We start from the raw sequence: 17,947 nt of genomic DNA, 5'->3' as shown, positions 1-17,947 counted from the left end.
TTATCACGCGCGCATTACAAAATGGTACGACGACCACTTGAAAGGCGATTTGAAAAAGAAAACCGAAGACAAAACCGACGCCGGGCAATGAAAGCTTTGGCGATTTTGAAAACCCTGACACGCTGATGGCAATTGATTTCCGCTCTGCAAGGCTCACAGATATTGAATGGCTACTCGCAGCCATGCGCGAGTTCTATGCGATTGACGGCTATCCGTTTGATGAAGCGATAACGCGCAGGAATTTAGAAAAATTTATCGCCGACGAAACGCTTGGCAAACTCTGGTTGATTGAAAACGACGCGAAACCGATTGGTTATCTCGTATTGACCTTCAGTTTCAGTTTTGAATTTCGCGGGCGCGATGCTTTCCTTGACGAACTGTTCATTGACGCGCATTTTCGCGGGCAAGGCATCGGTAAAACCGCCATGCGTTTTCTTGAAGAAAGGTGCCGCGAGTACGGCGTACAGGCTTTGCACCTGGAAGTCGAACGCGAAAATATTGCTGCACAAAAGCTCTATAAACAATTCGGCTTTCAAGACCACGACCGTTATCTGATGACCAAACGACTGGTCGAGTAAATCTTGCCTGACGATTGCGAATATCTGGCAGGCTATGGTTTACTAATTGGGCAACGAAGAAGGCAGATGGGGACTGGAGGTTATACCGATGAACGTCCTCACCAACCATACCGCTTCATTAAAATTTAAACGCGCTCGCTTCAACTTTTTGTTCACTACCTCACTTACCGTCATTTCACTTTTCATTTTTGCTTCGACGGCTTTCGCGCAAGGGTTTGGCAGAAGTCAAATGACCGTCCGGTTAGGGGTGAAATATGCGCCTAAAATTTATCTCAGCGGAACCAACCTGCAAATCAAAATCGCGGCAAAAGACCATGTCAATCCGCGATTTTTGCAGCGTTTGCAAGAGCAATTGGAGACCACTTTGTCGCTCTATGATTGGCGACTCGATATGGTTGCCAACTCGCCGGAAACTTTACTCACCTGCGCCATCGAGCAACTCTTTACCACTTCACGCCCAGGCGTGAAAACCCGTCAGGTTTATCGGGCAATCGGTTCGCATACGGTTTATGATTCAACCGGCGTCAGCCAGACGGTTCAGGATTTCGGTTACGTTCAGGAAAATTATAACGTCACCACCATTGAAGGGCGCACAACCGTTGATTACCAGCTCACGGATGTTGCGACCGGCAGCGTTTTAGATGAAGATGCCATGATTTTTAATTTCAAACAGGATTATGAAACCGACCCTCCCGGCACTCAGGTTGCAGCGATGTCCATGATTGATAACCTTGTGCAAAACATTACGACGCGCTTTCTGCCTATCTTTAATCCAACAATCGTCAATTTACCGAAAGGCGAGTTGAAAGAAATCAGTTATTACTTACAGGATGGCATGTGGAATAGCGCCATTGCCAAATTGAACGCTCATAAACCGTTCAAAAATCCCGAAGACGAAGCCTATCGGTTATATGCGCTTGGCGTCGCCTATGAAGGCTTGGCTAATGAAAGCCCTGACCTGGCATCGACAAAAATCAACTTTGAAAAAGCCGCCAGCCTTCACGACAAAGCCAGCCAGTTAAATTACAATGCGCCGGATTTTCAAGAAGCGGCGATTCGCGTTTCACGAATCTTACAAAGTTATAAGAAATTAGAAGGCGCGATTCGTGACTACGAAGCCAAACGCCAGCGTAAGGGATTAAAGGTTTTTGAAACCGCTAAAATTTATAAACATTTTGGCACCAGCAATGTGTTGACCAATGAGTTAGTCATCAAGTGGGCAAAAGCCGGGGTGAAAGACGAAGAAATCATGAAGCGGATCAGGAATTTGCGGGTTAAATATTTTGACCTGTCTGATAGCGGCATCGCCGAACTGCAACAATCGGGAGTCAGCGCAGAGGTCATTGATGAGATGCGCAGGACGATGCTCCCGCGACAGAACGCGCAAAAATCGAAACGTGACTGGGTGGGTACGGCAGTCGGCTACGCGCTGGCGTTCTATCCGTACACCTTCAGGTTTCGCTAAACCAAAGTGCAAGAGGTTGGTACAGTCGTGGTTGGCGAAGGCAGTAGCCCGACCGTGAGGGAGGGCTTAGGCATTGGACGCTAAGCCCTCCCTCACGGTCGGGCTACTGCTAGGGTTGTCCCAAGTTTTCCTTAATGTTGCGAATCGCCTGGCGGTTGTGCTTTATTATGTGACAAGAAGCGTTCGGCGAGAGCTATAAACAGGCAATGAGGCTCTCAAATACCAAAGGCTGTTTTCGACATGAATAAGCTCTCTATTAATTTGGTGTTCGTTTTGACTGTGCTGGTCGCCTCGACTGTGCTCTTGCCAAGTCAAACTCTCGCGCAAGGCTTGGGGTCGCGCAAAAACCGCATGGTGCTCTATCCCAAACAAGCGCCGCGCGTCTTTCCCGTCGGCGCCAATTTCGCCGTCAAAGTTTCGACTACCGCGCTCATTCGCTCAGACCATCTGCGGCAAATCAAAGACGGCATCGAAAAATCGCTTGCCAATTATGACCGGCGGTTCAAACTGGCTGCCTACAGACCGGAAACCATCATCTCCTGCACCATCACGGAACTCACAGCTTTTTCACAATACGAAACCCGCTCGCGCGCCGTGCAAGGCACTGTCGGGACGAGCAGAGAAGTTGATGCGGCGGGCAACAGCGTCGAAGTGGCGATCCCGGGCATCGTTTATGAACCGTTCACACTCACTATTTTAGAAGGCCATCTGACGGCTAATTACGAAACCAAAGATGCGTTGACCGGAAAGACTCTGGATGCGGATACCCTCACGGTGGATTTTCGCGACGGCTTCGTAGAACGACCCCCTTCAACCCATACGCTCTATCAGGCGATGATAAAAAATCTGACGATGCTCATCGCTTCGCGTTTCGTCATTGATTTTCAAGCGGTGACCGTCGCTTTGCCGCGCGGTAAACTCAGGCGCGTGAGTGACCTCTTGCAAAACGGTTTGTGGAACTCGGCGCTTAAAGAATTAAATGCGTTGCCGCCATTCAAAAATTCATCTGATGAAGCCTATCGGTTATACGCGCTCGGCGTCGCTTATGAAGGCTTGGCTTATGAAACGCCGTTTTTGCAGCCCACCAGAGATTATCTTGAACTCGCGGCGAAGGTCTATCGCGATGCCAGACAAAAACATTCCGGTGAAGCGGAGTTGCACACCAGCCTTAGACGTGTAGAGGATTTGCTTGCCGCTTATCAAAAAATCGACAGCAATGTCAGGGCTTATGAAACCGGCGAACGACGCAAAAAGATTGAATCTTTATTAATCAGCGACATTCAAAAACGCTTTGGCAACAATGAATTCGTCAATAACAACACCATCATCACCTGGCTGAGAAGCGGCGCAGATGAAAGCGAGGTTGCCAAACGCCTGTTGAATTTCAAATCGCGTTATTTCGATTTATCGCCGGCAGGACTCGCGACGCTCAGTGATGCAGGCGTCAGCGCCACGGTGATTGATGCCATGCGCGAAGCCATGCGCGGCAAACCTTACGAAGGCAAAACCCGCCGCAAATGGACAGAACTCAATGAAGAAAATCTCCTGGGCTTCTATCCGCAACTCATCGCCTGGTGAAAGATTTCGTAATTCCGAAAAATTTGCTACTTCTATGTCCCACGCTGGAAAATTTAAAAACCTGTCGCACGACAACCGATGACGATTTCTGTGTGTCTCGAATTCTTTGCGGCTTGATGAAATCGTTACCTTGTATGTCGCAAAAATTCTAATGTGCTGAAATATCCCACCCTCGTGAATAACAAACACCCAATGGTTCCGCTGACAACTATCGGCGCGGGTTTTCGTTTGATGCTGCATGGACTCGCCGCCGAATGCCTGCACGCAATGCTCAGAGAAGCCAAACGCCGTCACCAACCCCTTGTGCAACCGGCTGTAGCCGATTGATGGTGTCCAAGAAATGAAGTTCAGGCGTTTAATAGATTTGAATTGGCGTTAAAATTGAGCGTGGTTATTGGGTTGAACGTATCTTTTCTTCCTGTGCTTCGCGCCATTTCCACAATTCGGTTTCGTGCTCAGGGTCAAGCGCTTCGGCGGCGAGCACAAAAAATTCACGAGGCTTGGAGAGAAAATATTTTGATTCGGGGCGCGAGGCGTCAAAGAGTTCGGGGCGCAGCCAAATATCATCGGGGTCATGCAAACAAACAATTTCAAGCAATCTGGGCAAACGATTAATAAATTCTTTGGATTCAGTTTCTGAACGAAACTCTATGGGAAAAGTAAAGCTCTGGCTATGCTTGATACCTTTTTCAAGCAAGAGGTTTCGTTCGTTGCACATTGTGAGAGAGCCTTCGCCGAGCAAAAGCAATGCCGACAGCGCTTGTAGCCGCGTCCAATCGTCATTTGCTTGAGTAAGTTTTTGCAACTGGTTAATTACCTCATCGCCTTCTTCGTCGAAGACTTCGGGGGCAAAAAATATCCACTCGGCTACGACGAATACTTTATGCGCCGCTTTGATTTGCACGTTTGGACGTTGCGTCCTCACTAGTGTGCTCGCCAAATCACCCGCTAACGCTCGTGCGCGAGCGCGCGCTCTCAAAAGTGCGCGCGAACGCGCACTGCTCACCAGATTGCGCGACAAATCGCGCGAGCGCGCGCGCACCAGGACACTCGCCAGGACGCGCGCTCTCTCGCTCGCCAGGACGCGCGCCAGTGCACGCGTTCGCTCGCTCGTTAGTGCGAGAGTGCGCTCGCTCGCCAAGACGCTCGCCAGTGCGCGTCTGTGCGCAAGTGCCAGTGTGCGGGTTAGTGCGCGCTGGCACTCACGCGCACTACTTCGCGTCAGAGCGTGCGTTCGTGCGAGCCCCAGCATATAGACAATAAATTTGAAAATTTGAGGCTTACAAATAGCGTTTAGGCAACTGGCTTCGACCAATAAACGATGTCTGGGGGAATCGGTATGGTTCGAGTAAATCTCGAATCGATAAATGTCGGCTAAGTTAAGGTCATAAGTTATAATGTTGCGCAACCAAACATCCAGCGGTAGCTTTTCGATTCCCCAAAGGCAAACCTGTCGGTAGGTTTCGAGGTCTCGCGCCTCAATGAGCATTATTTGTGCAAACTGCAAATCATCAAGCTCGATCTCCTCTCTTGTATTAACCCAGGTCCACAACGTCTCATGCCAATTCTCAAATAATTCACCGCCAATCAGGAAGAAACTGTGCCCCAGCAGACGGCTGGGAGTTACGGTTTCAAGCCGTCGCTTAAACCAGTCATTCACCTGACGACTTGCAGGTTCGGAAAAATTTCGCAAGTTTTTAATGACGGCTTCGCTATAATTTTGGCAAACGAATGCTAAAACAACTTCGCAAGCTTCTTGCTGCTTGGCGCGACTCAGCCCGTTATCTTCGTCAAGCAACAAGGTAGAGAAGAGTTCAACGGCGGTCTCTTTCGTTTTGACATTACTTGCCGTCTTATTCTTAATTTCATCGAACAAATCGTTGCAGGCTCCTGAAAACTCTGTGAGCATCTCAAAAAGCAGATTCAAGGTTTCATGCCATATACGTTGCGAAGCTAACTTGGCGCAAATTTCAGCAAGCTCATCAAAGCGGCGAACCATGCCACGCAACTCGAACGCCGCGAAATATTCCTGAAAGGTCAAATGCACAAATGCGAAATGCTCAGGTCCGCGCGGAATCAGTAACCCGCTACGGCGTGCCACATAATCCAAAAATTTTTCTGCATCCTCTTTCGCCCTGCTTGTGCCGCGTTCTTCCTCAATCGCTTCCGTCAGCCAGCGCAAAACCACGTCACGATGAACCCATAAATCTTCATCTTTGTTCAGGGATTCATAACGCCGGTTCTGCATTTGCCAGCCGACTTTCGCAAGCCAGCGTTTCATTTCATCAAGCGTTGCGGGTGTTCCAAACTGGCGATAAATCTGAATGGTTTCCAGAAAAGCTTCAACGATTTTGTCATAAAGTTTGACGCGACCTGATGGCAGATTTGCCGTCACACGATGCACCAACGCCATCAATGTCAGCAGCAGTGGGTTTTCCGCCAGCCTGCGAACGCGGTCGTTTTGACTGAGCGCGCGTTTGAAAGATTCAATGCCTGCCTGTTGTCTTTCGGGCAGCGGTTCACGAGCTTTGTACCAACGAACGATGAACTGTTCGATATCTTCATCTGCAAAGGGAGCAACGTAGCAACGAACGATTCCAAAAGGTTCCCATAATGGCTCGCCTTCATCGTCCACCAGCGGAATTTTTTTAATCCCTCTGTGTTCAAACGGAACTTCATCGTACCCAACAATGCGACTGGTCAAAATCGCATAGCTCCGGGTTATTTCTTTGAGCAGAGGTTTCACAACCTTATCACGAAGATGTTTACGGTCTTCGACATTGCCAATTTCATCCAACCCGTCAAGCAACAAAAAGCCTTGCCCGTCGCGCAATTGTTCAAACAACCACTCAGTTGAGATGTCGCCGCGGATTTCCGCATCGAGCGTAGCAATGAAATCGTGCAACATATCTTCGGGCTTTTTCCATTTGCGAACTTTGTCTTTGTAATCGCGCAAGATAATCGGCACGGGGAGCAATTCGCCAAACATTCTTTTAAACGATGAATTTGCCGACCGTCCGAAAGCCGAAACAATAACTTTAACCAGGGTGGATTTCCCGCTGCCCGGATCACCAAGCACCACCAGATGGCGGATATTTTCTGCGGCGCGTTGTTCCAACGCTTCGGGGATATAAAGCGGCTTTTGCTTGGGGTCGCGTCGGTTATCCCAAGTTACACGCAAAGGCACATAAATATCATCGAGCCTAACAGTAGGGTTGTCTTTCAGATTAGGCAAGCCGAGAAAATCTATATCCTGATAACGCCACGATAGACGCAGAGCATAATCCCCAGCAATATCTTTTTTTAAAACATTCGACATTGTTTTACCTGATTAGTTATTACTGCAACTTACCGCCGCTATGCAACAGATGCAGCAAAATAACCTTTTCATCCATCTTGGCACCGACTTCTTTAGCCAATTCCTTAACGATACCGCTAATCCAAAAAATGCGCGGTTCCGGCAAACGTTTTGGCTCATCCTTTTTCGCCGAATCGGTTGTCGGAGTTGCTGCCGAAGAGCCGCCGCTGAGACTACCGGATTTGTCGCTTTCGGATGGCGATTGTTGCGTACCGTAAGGCAACTCTAATCCATCGAAAAGTGGATGCGGGCTATAACCTTGCTGACAGAATTTCACCAATTCATCGCTATAAAAAGCTGGGGATTGTTCGATTTTACGAAACAGAGGTTCCTCGAATTGCGCCAGATATTGCAAAACCAAAGTTAATCGCCAATCAAGTTTTTGCTGGTTGGGTAAAGCCGGAAGCGCATCAAGAAAAAGTTTCCATGAAGCAATGAATGATTTAATCTTACGCGGATTGCGCGGCAGATTGTTATTCAATGTTTCAATCAATTTCTTTCGTTCAGTATCTTGAAATCCAAAAAGTTCAGCCAACCGTTTTTTTAATTCCTCGTCCTTGAAATCAAGCATTTGTTCGATGTAGGTATGAGTCGCACGTGGAACGGGTAAATGGAATACGCTTTGAAACATCTTGCTCAAATAATCGCGAGCCAACGGGCGATAACGCCAAGTCTCTTTTTCACTGGACAAGGCTTTGGCAACGGAGTTTTCAAGATGCTGTTGGTCAATGCCGAGAACATAAACGCAATTGCGCGCATTGAGATAAAGTTTTAGCGACTCAAGCAAGCGATAGGATATTTCGCCCTCGCAACGATCAAGGTCATCAATAAAAATGACCAGCAATCCTCTGCCTTTGGTAATACTTGAAATGGCATTTTCAAAAAAATCTCGGAAGCGTTGTGAACCGAGTGCAGTCAAGAAATTTTCGTCTTCATATTCACGCCCGCGTTCCATCACGGTCTTAGCGGAAGGTAGCGGGAGTTTTAGGTTCTTGGCAATCTCGCCCATTGAGTTAAGCAAAGAATGGGTCGTAACATCGGCGATTTTGCCGGCTTGGTTAAATAGTTTGCGTGTAATACTGAAGTGCTGACGGATTTCGTTAAGCAGTGCAACAAGCGGGCTTGATTCAAACTGATGTTGCCACGGGTTAAACCAGATGAGTTCAATATCTTTCTTTTTCCTTAAATCATCAAAAGCGGTTCTCGTCTCTGCAAACCACTCCCAATGCAATTCCTCAGATATTTTTTTTATCTTCCCATCGTTTTGCTCGATTTCGCCGCCCATATACGCCCAAAGCATTTTGAGAAAGCTGGTTTTGCCTGCGCCCCAAGATCCACAAACTCCAATCACATAAGGCGGCGAGCAACTGAGAATTCGATGCCCGACATTTTTGACTTTCGGGTAATATCCAAGCGCATCCTCGTAAACAGGCTCATCATTTTTAATCATAGGCGTCAGTTATCCTGAATGGATTGTTATTAATTCCGTTTGAGTGCAATTGGAAGCCGCGGCAATAATATCCGCAAACCTCTTTTCTACGCCACAAAAAAATTTATAAGGCGGTCAATATCTTGAGTCTGAAAAAAAGTTAGTCACAAGTTGTGGTGTACACACGGATTTTCTCTGGGCTATAATCCGCAACGCAAAATTTTGATTGAAAATCACAGCGGCACGAAGTTGATGAAGAGGTGAAGAGGTGAAGAGGTGAAGAGGTGCGTCTGCATTTTCTCACCTCTTCACCTTCTCACCTTTTCACCTCTTCCACTTAAAGGTATTGCCCTTTTACCAACGAGAAAGTTTATGAATGAAAAAGATTTTGTTCACCTGCACCTGCATACCGATTACAGCTTGTTAGACGGCGCGATTCGCATCAAACCGCTCGCCAAACGCGCACAGGAAACCGGGGCGCGCGCCGTTGCCATCACCGACCACGGCAATATGTTCGGCGCAATATCGTTTTACAACACCATGAAAGGCAGCGGCATCAAGCCAATCATCGGCATCGAGGCATACATCACCAAAGGCAGAATGACCGACCGCGGCGAATCGACCACCGGCGAACGCGGCAGAAATCACCTCATTCTGCTCGCCAAAGATTTCAAAGGCTATCAAAACCTCATCAAACTCACGTCGTTTTCCTATACCGAAGGTTTCTATTACAAACCCTGCATTGATAAAGAATTCTTAGCTGACCACTCAGAAGGCTTGATTGGGCTTTCTGCCTGTCTGTCGGGCGTGCCGTCGGCGCTTCTGCTGACCGATAAATTCGATGAAGCGGCGCGCCGCGCCACAGAGTTTGAAGACATTTTCGGCAAAGGCAATTACTACCTCGAAGTGCAAAATCATGATTTGGAAGAAGAGGTCGGCACGGTCATTCCCGGAATGATTGAACTGTCGCGCAAGACCGGCATTCCTTTGGTCGCCACCAACGATTGCCATTATCTGTGGCGCGAAGATTGGAAAGCCCACGACATCCATGTCTGCATCGGCGCGGGCAAAGTCCATACGGAAACCCGCCGCGTCAAATACAAAGAGCAACAATTCTACTTTCGCACCGCCGAAGAGATGCAACGGTTGTTTGTTGATTTACCGGAAGCCATTTTGAATACCGTCCGGATTGCCGAAATGTGCAACTTGGAACTGCCATTCGGACAAAATCACCTGCCGGAATATCGCGTCCCCGATGGCTTCACCACCGATACTTATTTTGCGAAAATCGCGCGCGATGGACTTGCCGAGCGTTGGGAAGCGATTAAAAACCGTCCCGATAGAAAATATGATTTGAGCGATTATCAAGCGCGACTCGAACGTGAAATTACCACGATCATTCAGATGGGTTTTCCCGGTTACTTTTTAATCGTCTGGGATTTCATTCGCTATGCCAAACAAAACAGCATCCCCGTCGGCCCGGGACGTGGATCAGCTGCAGGAAGCTGTGTAGCGTATGCCATGAAAATCACCGACATTGATCCGTTGCAATATGAACTGCTGTTTGAAAGATTCCTCAACCCTGAGCGCGTTTCGATGCCTGATATTGATATTGATTTCTGCATCCACGGGCGGCAGAAAGTCATTGATTATGTGACGGATTATTATGGACGCGACCGCGTTTCGATGATTGCGACGTTCGGGACGATGGCGTCGAAAGCGGCGATTAAAGATGTCGGGCGTGCCCTCGATATGCCTTACGCCGAAGTCGATAAAATCGCCAAGATGATTCCGCCGCCGGTGCGCGGGCGCAACGTGTCAATCGAACAGGCAATCAAAGAAGTGCCCGAACTCAAAAAAGCCATCGAAAGCGACGAGCGCGTCAAAAACGTCATCGAAATCGCCAAGCGTTTGGAAGGCTGTTCGCGCCATACCTCCGTTCACGCCGCAGGCGTGGTGATTTCGCCGCGTCCGCTTTATGAACTCGTCCCCATCTCGAAGACTTCACGCGATGAAATCACCACCCAGTATTCGATGTCCGATCTCGAAAAGACCGGCATGTTGAAGATGGATTTTCTGGCGCTGACGACGCTCACCATCATCGAAGACTGTTTGAAATCCATCGAACGCGAAACCGGCAAACGCATTGACCTCACGAACATTCCGCTTGACGACAAAGAGGCATTGCAGATTTTCTGTGACGGACGCACCTCAGCGATATTCCAGTTTGAAGGCTCAGGGATGCAGGATTTATGCAGGCGATTAAAACCCGAAGGCTTGGAAGACCTCTCGGCATTAAACGCCCTTTATCGTCCGGGTCCGATTGACAGCGGCATGGTTGATGATTTCATCGACCGTCGGCATGGCAAAAAGAAGGTGCGTTATGATTTCCCGGAACTCAAAGACGTGCTCGGCAATACGCTTGGAATTTGTGTCTATCAAGAGCAAATTATGGCGGTGTTTCAACGCCTTGCCGGTTATTCGCTCGGCGAAGCAGACCTCGTGCGCCGCGCCATGGGTAAAAAGAAACGCGAAGAACTCGATAAACACAAAGAGAAATTCACTCGCCAGGCGGTCGAACGCGGTCACGATACCGATAAACTCGAAAAGCTCTGGGCAAGCATGGAAGGTTTCGCCGACTATGCTTTTAATCGCTGTCTAGCAGCTGATGCCAGAATCGTTGATGCCGATTCCGGGCACTCCGTCACTATCGAACAAATTGCTAACCGTGAAGTGAGCACTTCGCACACCTTCAGTTTCGATGGCGAGCAGGTCATCGTGAATGAAATCGTTGAAGCCTTCGCGACCGGCGAAAAAGAGGTTGTTGAAATCGAAACAACTGACGGTCGAACCTTACGCTGCACGATGGAACATAAGTTTTATACAGATGAAGGATATTTACCTTTAAGGGAAATTCTTGAAAGAGATTTGGAGATATATTTTTCAGAGGAAGTAGAACGGTATGCCCCGAACAGCTTGGAACAAACGGCTCACACCGGAAATTGAAGAACGGATCACGAGGTATTTATGAAAATCGAGAAAGTCAAAATCAAGCGGGTAACGCCCCTTCAAGTTGAGAAAACTTATAATATGACGATGCGCGCGCCGCATCATAACTATTTTGCCAATGGGATACTCACAGCCAACAGCCATTCGTTTGCCTATGGGCAACTGGCTTATCAAACCGCTTATTTGAAAGCTCACTATCCGACGCATTTCTGGGCGGCGGTGATGTCAAACGAATTGAATAACACCGCGAAAGTCGTCAAATACATTCAGGAAGCGCGACTGCAAGGCATAGAGATTTTGCCGCCCGACATCAATGAAAGCATTGATACGTTTACGGCAAGCGGCAAAACCATACGGTTCGGACTTGCGGCAATCAAAGGCATCGGGCAAACCGCCGTCGCCTCGATGATTGAAGCGCGCAAAGATGGCGCGTTCAAATCCATCTTTGATTTTGCCGAGCGCGTGGATTCCAAAGCCGTCAACAAGCGCGTGATGGAAGGCTTGGTGAAATCCGGCGCTTTCGATTCCATCAACACAGGGCATCGCGCCCAACTGTTTGCCGCCATTGATTCGGCAATTGACAGCGGACAGCGGGCGCAGAAATCGAAAGCCAGCGGGCAGGTCAGCCTTTTCGGAGCCTTCTCCGAAGCCTTGCCGGCGGTCGAACCGCCGCTTCCGAATGTCGAAAACTGGTCGCCCGCCGAACAGCTCAAAGGCGAAAAAGAGACCCTCGGATTTTATCTGTCGGGACACCCTTTGCAGGGTTACGAAGCGGCTATCAAAGACATCGCCAATGCCGATGTCGATTCGCTTGCATCATTTCATAACGGCGCGATTGTTTCCATTGCCGGCATCATCATGGAACTCAACATCCGCACCACTAAAAAAGGTGACCGTTTTGCGATGTGCCAACTCGAAGACCAGTATGGTTCGGTGCGTATCGTGGCGTGGCCCGAAAGCTATAAAAAACACGCCGGTATTTTGCAAAACGACACGCCGGTATTGGTGCGCGGCAGATTGGAAATTGATGATGGCGGCGCGATGACCATTTACCCGGAAGAGATTCAATCGCTCATCAACATCCGCGAACGCGCCGCCAAATTGATGGTTATGCGTTTTCCGGTCGCTTTAGCGCAGGATGAAAAACTGGATAAACTCTATCATCTGTTAGATACGCATCGCGGCGATTGCGAAATCGTTTTTGAAGTCGAACTCGAAGACGGTTCTTTAGCGCGTATTCAACCGAATCAATTCGTGCGCGTCAAAGTCACGCCGGAACTCACAAATTCCATCACCGAAGTGATGGGCAAAGCCTGTCTGGTTGAACTCAGAGTCGGTAAAGCGAGCAGCGTAGGAAAAGCTATATAAGAAAATTTATGAGCCACATTCCTCATACATTGGAACCTAAGTAAGTTGATATTTTTCAGAGTTCAGAGTAACGCCTTCAGGCGTGAGAGAAGAGCGATTCACGCATCAATGCGTAACTCTCAACCTCAAGAAATTTAGGTTCCACTGTACTGAGTATGTATGGAAGGGACAAATTTAAACCGCTTATTGAAAAATATGATTTACTACAGAACCTGCCGCCAGGAACTATCCCTCACTATAAATTTTTTAACCGATATGAGTGCTCCTCTTCTGAAAATTGAGAGATAGGTATAAACCGCTGACGAGTAAATAGAAACAAGCCTTTCACAAAAAATAATTGACCAGCTACTGACAAATTAACTAAGATGAACTTTCCAGATATCCCCCCTGCCGCTTCGGGGGCAGGGCGCGAGGCAGTGATTGCGCAAGCAGTTACTGCCTCTGCTTTTATGGGTTTATATGAAAACCAACATCTATGTTGACGGCTTCAATCTTTACTACGGAGCTTTGAAAAACACCCCCTACAAATGGCTCGACATTCATTCGCTTTGTCGGTTGATGTTGCCTAAACATTCAATTCACAAAATAAAATATTTCACTGCTCAAGTGAACGCTCGTCCTCACGACCCTGACCAGCCTGTCAGACAACAAACTTATTTACGCGCTCTTAAAACCATCCCTAATCTTGAAATTATCTTAGGACACTTTCTTTCAAGCGAAGTCATGATGCTGGTAGCCGGTTGTCCGCCTCATGCGCCGCAATATATCAAAGTCGTAAAAACCGAAGAGAAAGGTTCCGATGTCAACATCGCCACACATTTGCTTAACGATGGGTACAAAATGAGTATGAAGTTGCAGTTTTAATCACCAACGACTCCGACTTACTTGAATTGTGCGGCAGGAATTACATTTGCCAGTGGGGGTTCTCAATCCACAAAAAAGACCGAGTCGCGCATTGCTTCCACACGTTACCTTCATGAAGCAGATTCGTAGTGGTGTTTTAGCTACGAGTCAGTTTCCAAATCAGTTGACTGACAGTTCCGGAGTTTTCCACAAACCATCTTCATGGTAAATGAACTTTTCATCCAATTATCAAATCTTTTCTGTTTCTCTGTTTTCCTGCCTTTGATAGACTGAGTTTGCTGATAAAAAGGCAATTGTAAATTCAAGTGGCAAGATGACATCCGAACCTGTAACAACAAAAATGCAAGCCGAAACGACTGAGATGTTACCCGTCACCAATGAACCTGAAGCGCAGAAAATCAGCACCACCGAGATATTACTGGCAGGGTTGAGTTCACTTTTCGGGTTCACCGCGCTGCTACTGAAATTGCCTTACCGGTCGCCGGTGAGAAACTCCTTTCTCACCATGCTGGTGTTGTCCGCATTCTATTTTTACCTGCGCATTCGTTTGAAAATCCGCTTTCCGATGCAGATGATTCTGTTTCTGGTCTTCGCCGTGATCATCGATATTATCGGCAATCAATTCGGCTTGTTCAGCACCAGAGTGATTGCTATTCCTTACGACACGCTGACGCATTTTCTTTCAAGCGCGGTGTCGGTGTTGCCGGTGATGTGGTTGCTGCTGACGATTTTTAAACGCTACGGGTATAAATTGCCGCTCGGCTTTATCGCTTTCTTTTCGGCAACTGCGACTTTCAGCCTTGCAGCCTACTATGAAATCACCGAACTGATTGACGAGCGACTTTTTGGCGGGCAACGCATCTGGACGCCACGCGATACCTCGCAGGATTTAGCATCAGACCTCACGGGCATCATCATCGGCACAGTGATTTATACATTGGTGATTAGAAAACGCTGGCATCGCGAGAACCAGGAAAGTAATCAAAGCTCCCCATCAAAACCACATGATTCCAGGCAAATTTGAAAAATCATCTTAGGAGTAGACGGATAGAAACGGATTGCGCCAAGCAGTTGCAATCTGCCTGCTCGGCGCAATCTCAGGATAAACCTGGCTCTTCAAAAGGCGAATCCTTGCTTGCCTCTCGACCATTATTGGTCATAAACAAACATCGCCCAATTTGGCTGCAAAAAGTGGTAGCGCAATCCAAGCGAAAAAGTTTACCATTGGACTTTGTGTTTTTAAGCGTCAGGAATAGTCGGACAATTAATTTTTAGAAGTGAGTCTTTATGCCATCTGCATTTTCTCATGCCGTAGCAGCCGTTGCGCTCGGCAGGTCTTATACCACCAAACCTTTACCCAAGCGGTTCTGGATTTTATCTGCGCTGTGCGCGGTTGCGCCCGATATGGATGTCATGGGTAAACGCTTCGGCATCGAATACACAGACCTGCTCGGTCATCGCGGCTTTACCCATTCAATCATTTTCGCCCTGGTGTTAAGCGCCTTAATCGTTCTGATTTTTTTTAGCAAGCCGATTGCAAACATCTCCCGCAAGATGATTTTTATATTGTTTTTCACCGCCACCATCTCACATGGAATATTGGATGCGATGGTTGACGGCACGCTCGGCGTCGCCTTTCTTGCGCCATTCGCCAACACCCGATTTTTTCTGCCGTTTCGTCCAATCGTCTCTTCACCGGTCGGCTGGTCGTTTTTCAGCCTGGCAGGCGCGATGACTTTGATGAATGAATTCGTCTGGGTCTGGATGCCCTCAATCATCGTTATTTTCGCGCCCTATTTTCGCAAACGCTTACTTAATAAAAGCGAAGCGCCATCAACCAGCGCAACTTAATGGTTACCCACTGACTTTATGGTTTACAGCAAAAAGCCAAATCGCTTTATTTTTTCAATATCCCTGCTTTTCATTTTCTGCACTTCGTTTCAGAGTTTTGCGCAATCGAAATTTGTGACCACACGCAAGAGCCAATTTATTGCGCCCGACGGTCGCCCTTTGCACCTGAAAGGCATCAATCTCGGCAACTGGCTTTTACCCGAAGGCTATATGTTTAAGTTCGAGTCGGCGAGTTCGCCGCGACTCATCCACACGGTCATCAATCAACTCATCGGCGAAGCGGAAGCCGCAAAATTCTGGAATGAATTTCGCAACCGTTACATTACCCGCGAAGATATTCGCTTCATCAAACAAGCCGGGTTCAACAGCGTGCGCGTGCCGTTCCATTATGGGTTGCTGGTACGCGACGATGAAACCCATAAGCTCGAAGGTGCAGGTTATGAACTGCTGGATAGCGTCATTCGCTGGTGCAGCGAAGAAAACCTCTATGTAATTTTGGATATGCACGCAGCGCCGGGCGGACAAACCGGCGACAATATCGATGACAGTTACGGCTATCCGTTTTTATTTGAAAGCCCCGAAAATCAGGCGCTCACCATCAAAATCTGGCGGACGCTGGCGGCGCGTTACAAAGATTCAACCACGGTTCTCGGTTATGATTTACTTAATGAACCGATTGCCCATTTTTTCGATACTCAGACGCTCAATCCCAAACTGGAACCGCTTTATCGCCGGATGGTCGCGGCAATTCGCGAAGTGGATAAAAACCACATCATCTTTTTAGGCGGCGCGCAATGGAACAGCAATTTTAAAATTTTCAATCAACCTTTCGACGACAACCTCGCCTACACTTTTCATAAATACTGGACGGAGCCGACGCAATCGGTGATTCAGGAATATCTGGATTTCAGCAATCAATATCAGGTTCCGCTGTGGATGGGCGAGTCGGGCGAAAATACCGATGAATGGATAAAGACATTCAGAACCACGCTTGAAAAAAATGGTGTCGGCTGGTGTTTCTGGCCCTATAAAAAACTGGATGCGGCGAGTGGCGTTGTGTCCATTAAACCGCCTGCCGATTGGGAAGCGATTATCAAATTCGCCAATCACCCGCGCGCGACTTTTGAAGACGTCAGAAAAAATCGTCCGCCGAAAGAAAAAGTTGTGAAAGCCTTGAGCGATTATCTCGAAGCCATAAAATTTACCAACTGTCGAATCAATCAAGGCTATTTGCAGGCATTAGGTTTGAAGTAATTTAAAACGGCGTCCCCGGTTGAGGGTTTGCCGACTATAACGGTTTAATGAGGTTACTCAACCTCTGTTGAGAGCGCGGTCAAAGACCGCTTGTTCAACCTCAGTAAATTGCAAACCGCTATAATTTTTCTTTCGCGGTCGCCAATAAAAACTCAAGCATTTAAGATAGCCACATGAAAATAGTCATACCCGATGATTACCAATTCGCCACGAAAAACCTGCGTTGTCTTGAACTTCTCAAAGCCCACGAGGTAACCATTCTCGGCGACATCCATCTCGACGCGAACGCGCGCGCGGCGCTTGCCGAAGCCCAAGCTTTGGTTTTGATTCGCGAGCGCACCAAAATTGACCAAGCCTTTTTAAAACGGACGCCGCATTTAAAACTCATTTCACAAACCGGAAAGATTTCCCGGCATATTGATGTTGAGGCTTGCACCGCTGCCGGGGTGTTGATTGTAGAAGGCGCAGGTTCGCCCATCGCTCCGGCTGAACTCACCTGGGCGTTAATTATGTGTGCGTGGCGACAACTGGTTCCGGCAGTTGTGGAAATGCAAAACGGTCGCTGGCAAACCAATATCGGGCAGGCGTTAAACGGGCAGACGCTTGGCATCTGGGGTTACGGCAAAATCGGCAGAATGGTTGCCGGGTTCGGACGCGCTTTCGCTATGCAGGTGCAAATCTTCGGACGCGAAACCTCAAGGCTCGCCGCCGAACAAGATGGCTATTTGAGTGTTGCAACCAAAGAGAGCTTTTTTGCAACCTCGGATGTATTGACGGTTCACCTGCGGCTCGTCGAAGCGACCACCGGCATCATCAAAGCCGAAGATTTAAAACGCATGAAACCTTCAGCATTGTTCGTCAACACCAGTCGCGCCGAACTGGTTGAAACGGGCGCATTGGAAAATGCCTTGCAAATCGGGCGTCCGGGCTATGCGGCGCTCGATGTATTTAGCGAAGAACCGATTTATGACCTCAATCATCCGTTGCTTAATATGCCCAACGTTCTTTGCACGCCGCATCTCGGTTATGTCGAACAAAGCGGCTACGAGTTATATTTTAAAAAAGCCTTTGAAAACGTACACAATTTCATTACGGGCAACCCGACGAATATGGTCAATCCCGACGCGCTCATGTCAAAGATAAAATAAATCCCCTCTATCGGCTGCGCGATAATCAATCATCCGCAGGTTTCA

Annotated in this window: 13 protein-coding genes; 11 read left to right on the top strand and 2 right to left on the bottom strand. The window is 48.1% G+C overall.

What is annotated here, in order from left to right:
• The first annotated feature begins 125 nt into the window (after positions 1–125).
• From AB1757_12555 to AB1757_12540, 4 genes are all read left to right on the top strand, one after another.
• Complete coding sequence (locus AB1757_12555) at positions 126–578, top strand: GNAT family N-acetyltransferase (GenBank protein ID MEW6127861.1); 453 nt, start codon at positions 126–128, stop codon at positions 576–578.
• 88 nt (positions 579–666) lie between these two features.
• Positions 667–2,043, top strand: coding sequence for a hypothetical protein (locus AB1757_12550; GenBank protein ID MEW6127860.1), 1,377 nt, complete (start codon positions 667–669; stop codon positions 2,041–2,043).
• 240 nt (positions 2,044–2,283) lie between these two features.
• Positions 2,284–3,621 (top strand): hypothetical protein, encoded by a 1,338-nt coding sequence (locus AB1757_12545; GenBank protein ID MEW6127859.1) that lies wholly within the window; start codon positions 2,284–2,286, stop codon positions 3,619–3,621.
• Positions 3,622–3,795: 174 nt separating this feature from the next.
• On the top strand, positions 3,796–3,948 hold the full coding sequence (locus AB1757_12540; protein MEW6127858.1) for a hypothetical protein: 153 nt from the start codon (positions 3,796–3,798) through the stop codon (positions 3,946–3,948).
• A gap of 64 nt (positions 3,949–4,012) precedes the next feature.
• Here the strand turns inward: AB1757_12540 and AB1757_12535 are convergent, their stop codons facing one another.
• Entirely contained in the window at positions 4,013–6,940 is a 2,928-nt protein-coding gene (locus tag AB1757_12535; protein ID MEW6127857.1) for an NACHT domain-containing protein, read from the bottom strand.
• Between the two features lie 19 nt (positions 6,941–6,959).
• Positions 6,960–8,429 carry a P-loop NTPase fold protein gene (locus AB1757_12530; protein ID MEW6127856.1) on the bottom strand — a complete coding sequence of 490 codons (1,470 nt, stop codon included), beginning with the start codon at positions 8,427–8,429 and terminating at the stop codon, positions 6,960–6,962.
• A gap of 351 nt (positions 8,430–8,780) precedes the next feature.
• On the opposite strand from AB1757_12530, the gene dnaE reads away from it, so the two are divergent.
• From dnaE to AB1757_12495, 7 genes are all read left to right on the top strand, one after another.
• Entirely contained in the window at positions 8,781–11,414 is a 2,634-nt protein-coding gene (gene dnaE / locus AB1757_12525; protein MEW6127855.1) for a DNA polymerase III subunit alpha, read from the top strand.
• Between the two features lie 21 nt (positions 11,415–11,435).
• Positions 11,436–12,785 (top strand): OB-fold nucleic acid binding domain-containing protein, encoded by a 1,350-nt coding sequence (locus AB1757_12520; GenBank protein MEW6127854.1) that lies wholly within the window; start codon positions 11,436–11,438, stop codon positions 12,783–12,785.
• Between the two features lie 420 nt (positions 12,786–13,205).
• Positions 13,206–13,649 carry an NYN domain-containing protein gene (locus AB1757_12515; protein ID MEW6127853.1) on the top strand — a complete coding sequence of 148 codons (444 nt, stop codon included), beginning with the start codon at positions 13,206–13,208 and terminating at the stop codon, positions 13,647–13,649.
• Positions 13,650–13,962: 313 nt separating this feature from the next.
• Positions 13,963–14,673, top strand: a complete 711-nt coding sequence (locus AB1757_12510) for a hypothetical protein (GenBank protein ID MEW6127852.1) — start codon at positions 13,963–13,965, stop codon at positions 14,671–14,673.
• Between the two features lie 263 nt (positions 14,674–14,936).
• Positions 14,937–15,500, top strand: coding sequence for a metal-dependent hydrolase (locus AB1757_12505; protein ID MEW6127851.1), 564 nt, complete (start codon positions 14,937–14,939; stop codon positions 15,498–15,500).
• Positions 15,501–15,614: 114 nt separating this feature from the next.
• Positions 15,615–16,754, top strand: a complete 1,140-nt coding sequence (locus AB1757_12500) for a glycoside hydrolase family 5 protein (GenBank protein ID MEW6127850.1) — start codon at positions 15,615–15,617, stop codon at positions 16,752–16,754.
• A gap of 173 nt (positions 16,755–16,927) precedes the next feature.
• Positions 16,928–17,902 (top strand): D-2-hydroxyacid dehydrogenase family protein, encoded by a 975-nt coding sequence (locus AB1757_12495; protein MEW6127849.1) that lies wholly within the window; start codon positions 16,928–16,930, stop codon positions 17,900–17,902.
• Positions 17,903–17,947: the final 45 nt, after the last annotated feature.

The sequence above is a fragment of the Acidobacteriota bacterium genome, from assembly GCA_040754075.1.
Lineage (GTDB): Bacteria > Acidobacteriota > Blastocatellia > UBA7656 > UBA7656 > JBFMDH01.
Note: the sequence above shows the minus strand (reverse complement) of the source record. Positions and strands in the feature narration are given on the sequence as shown.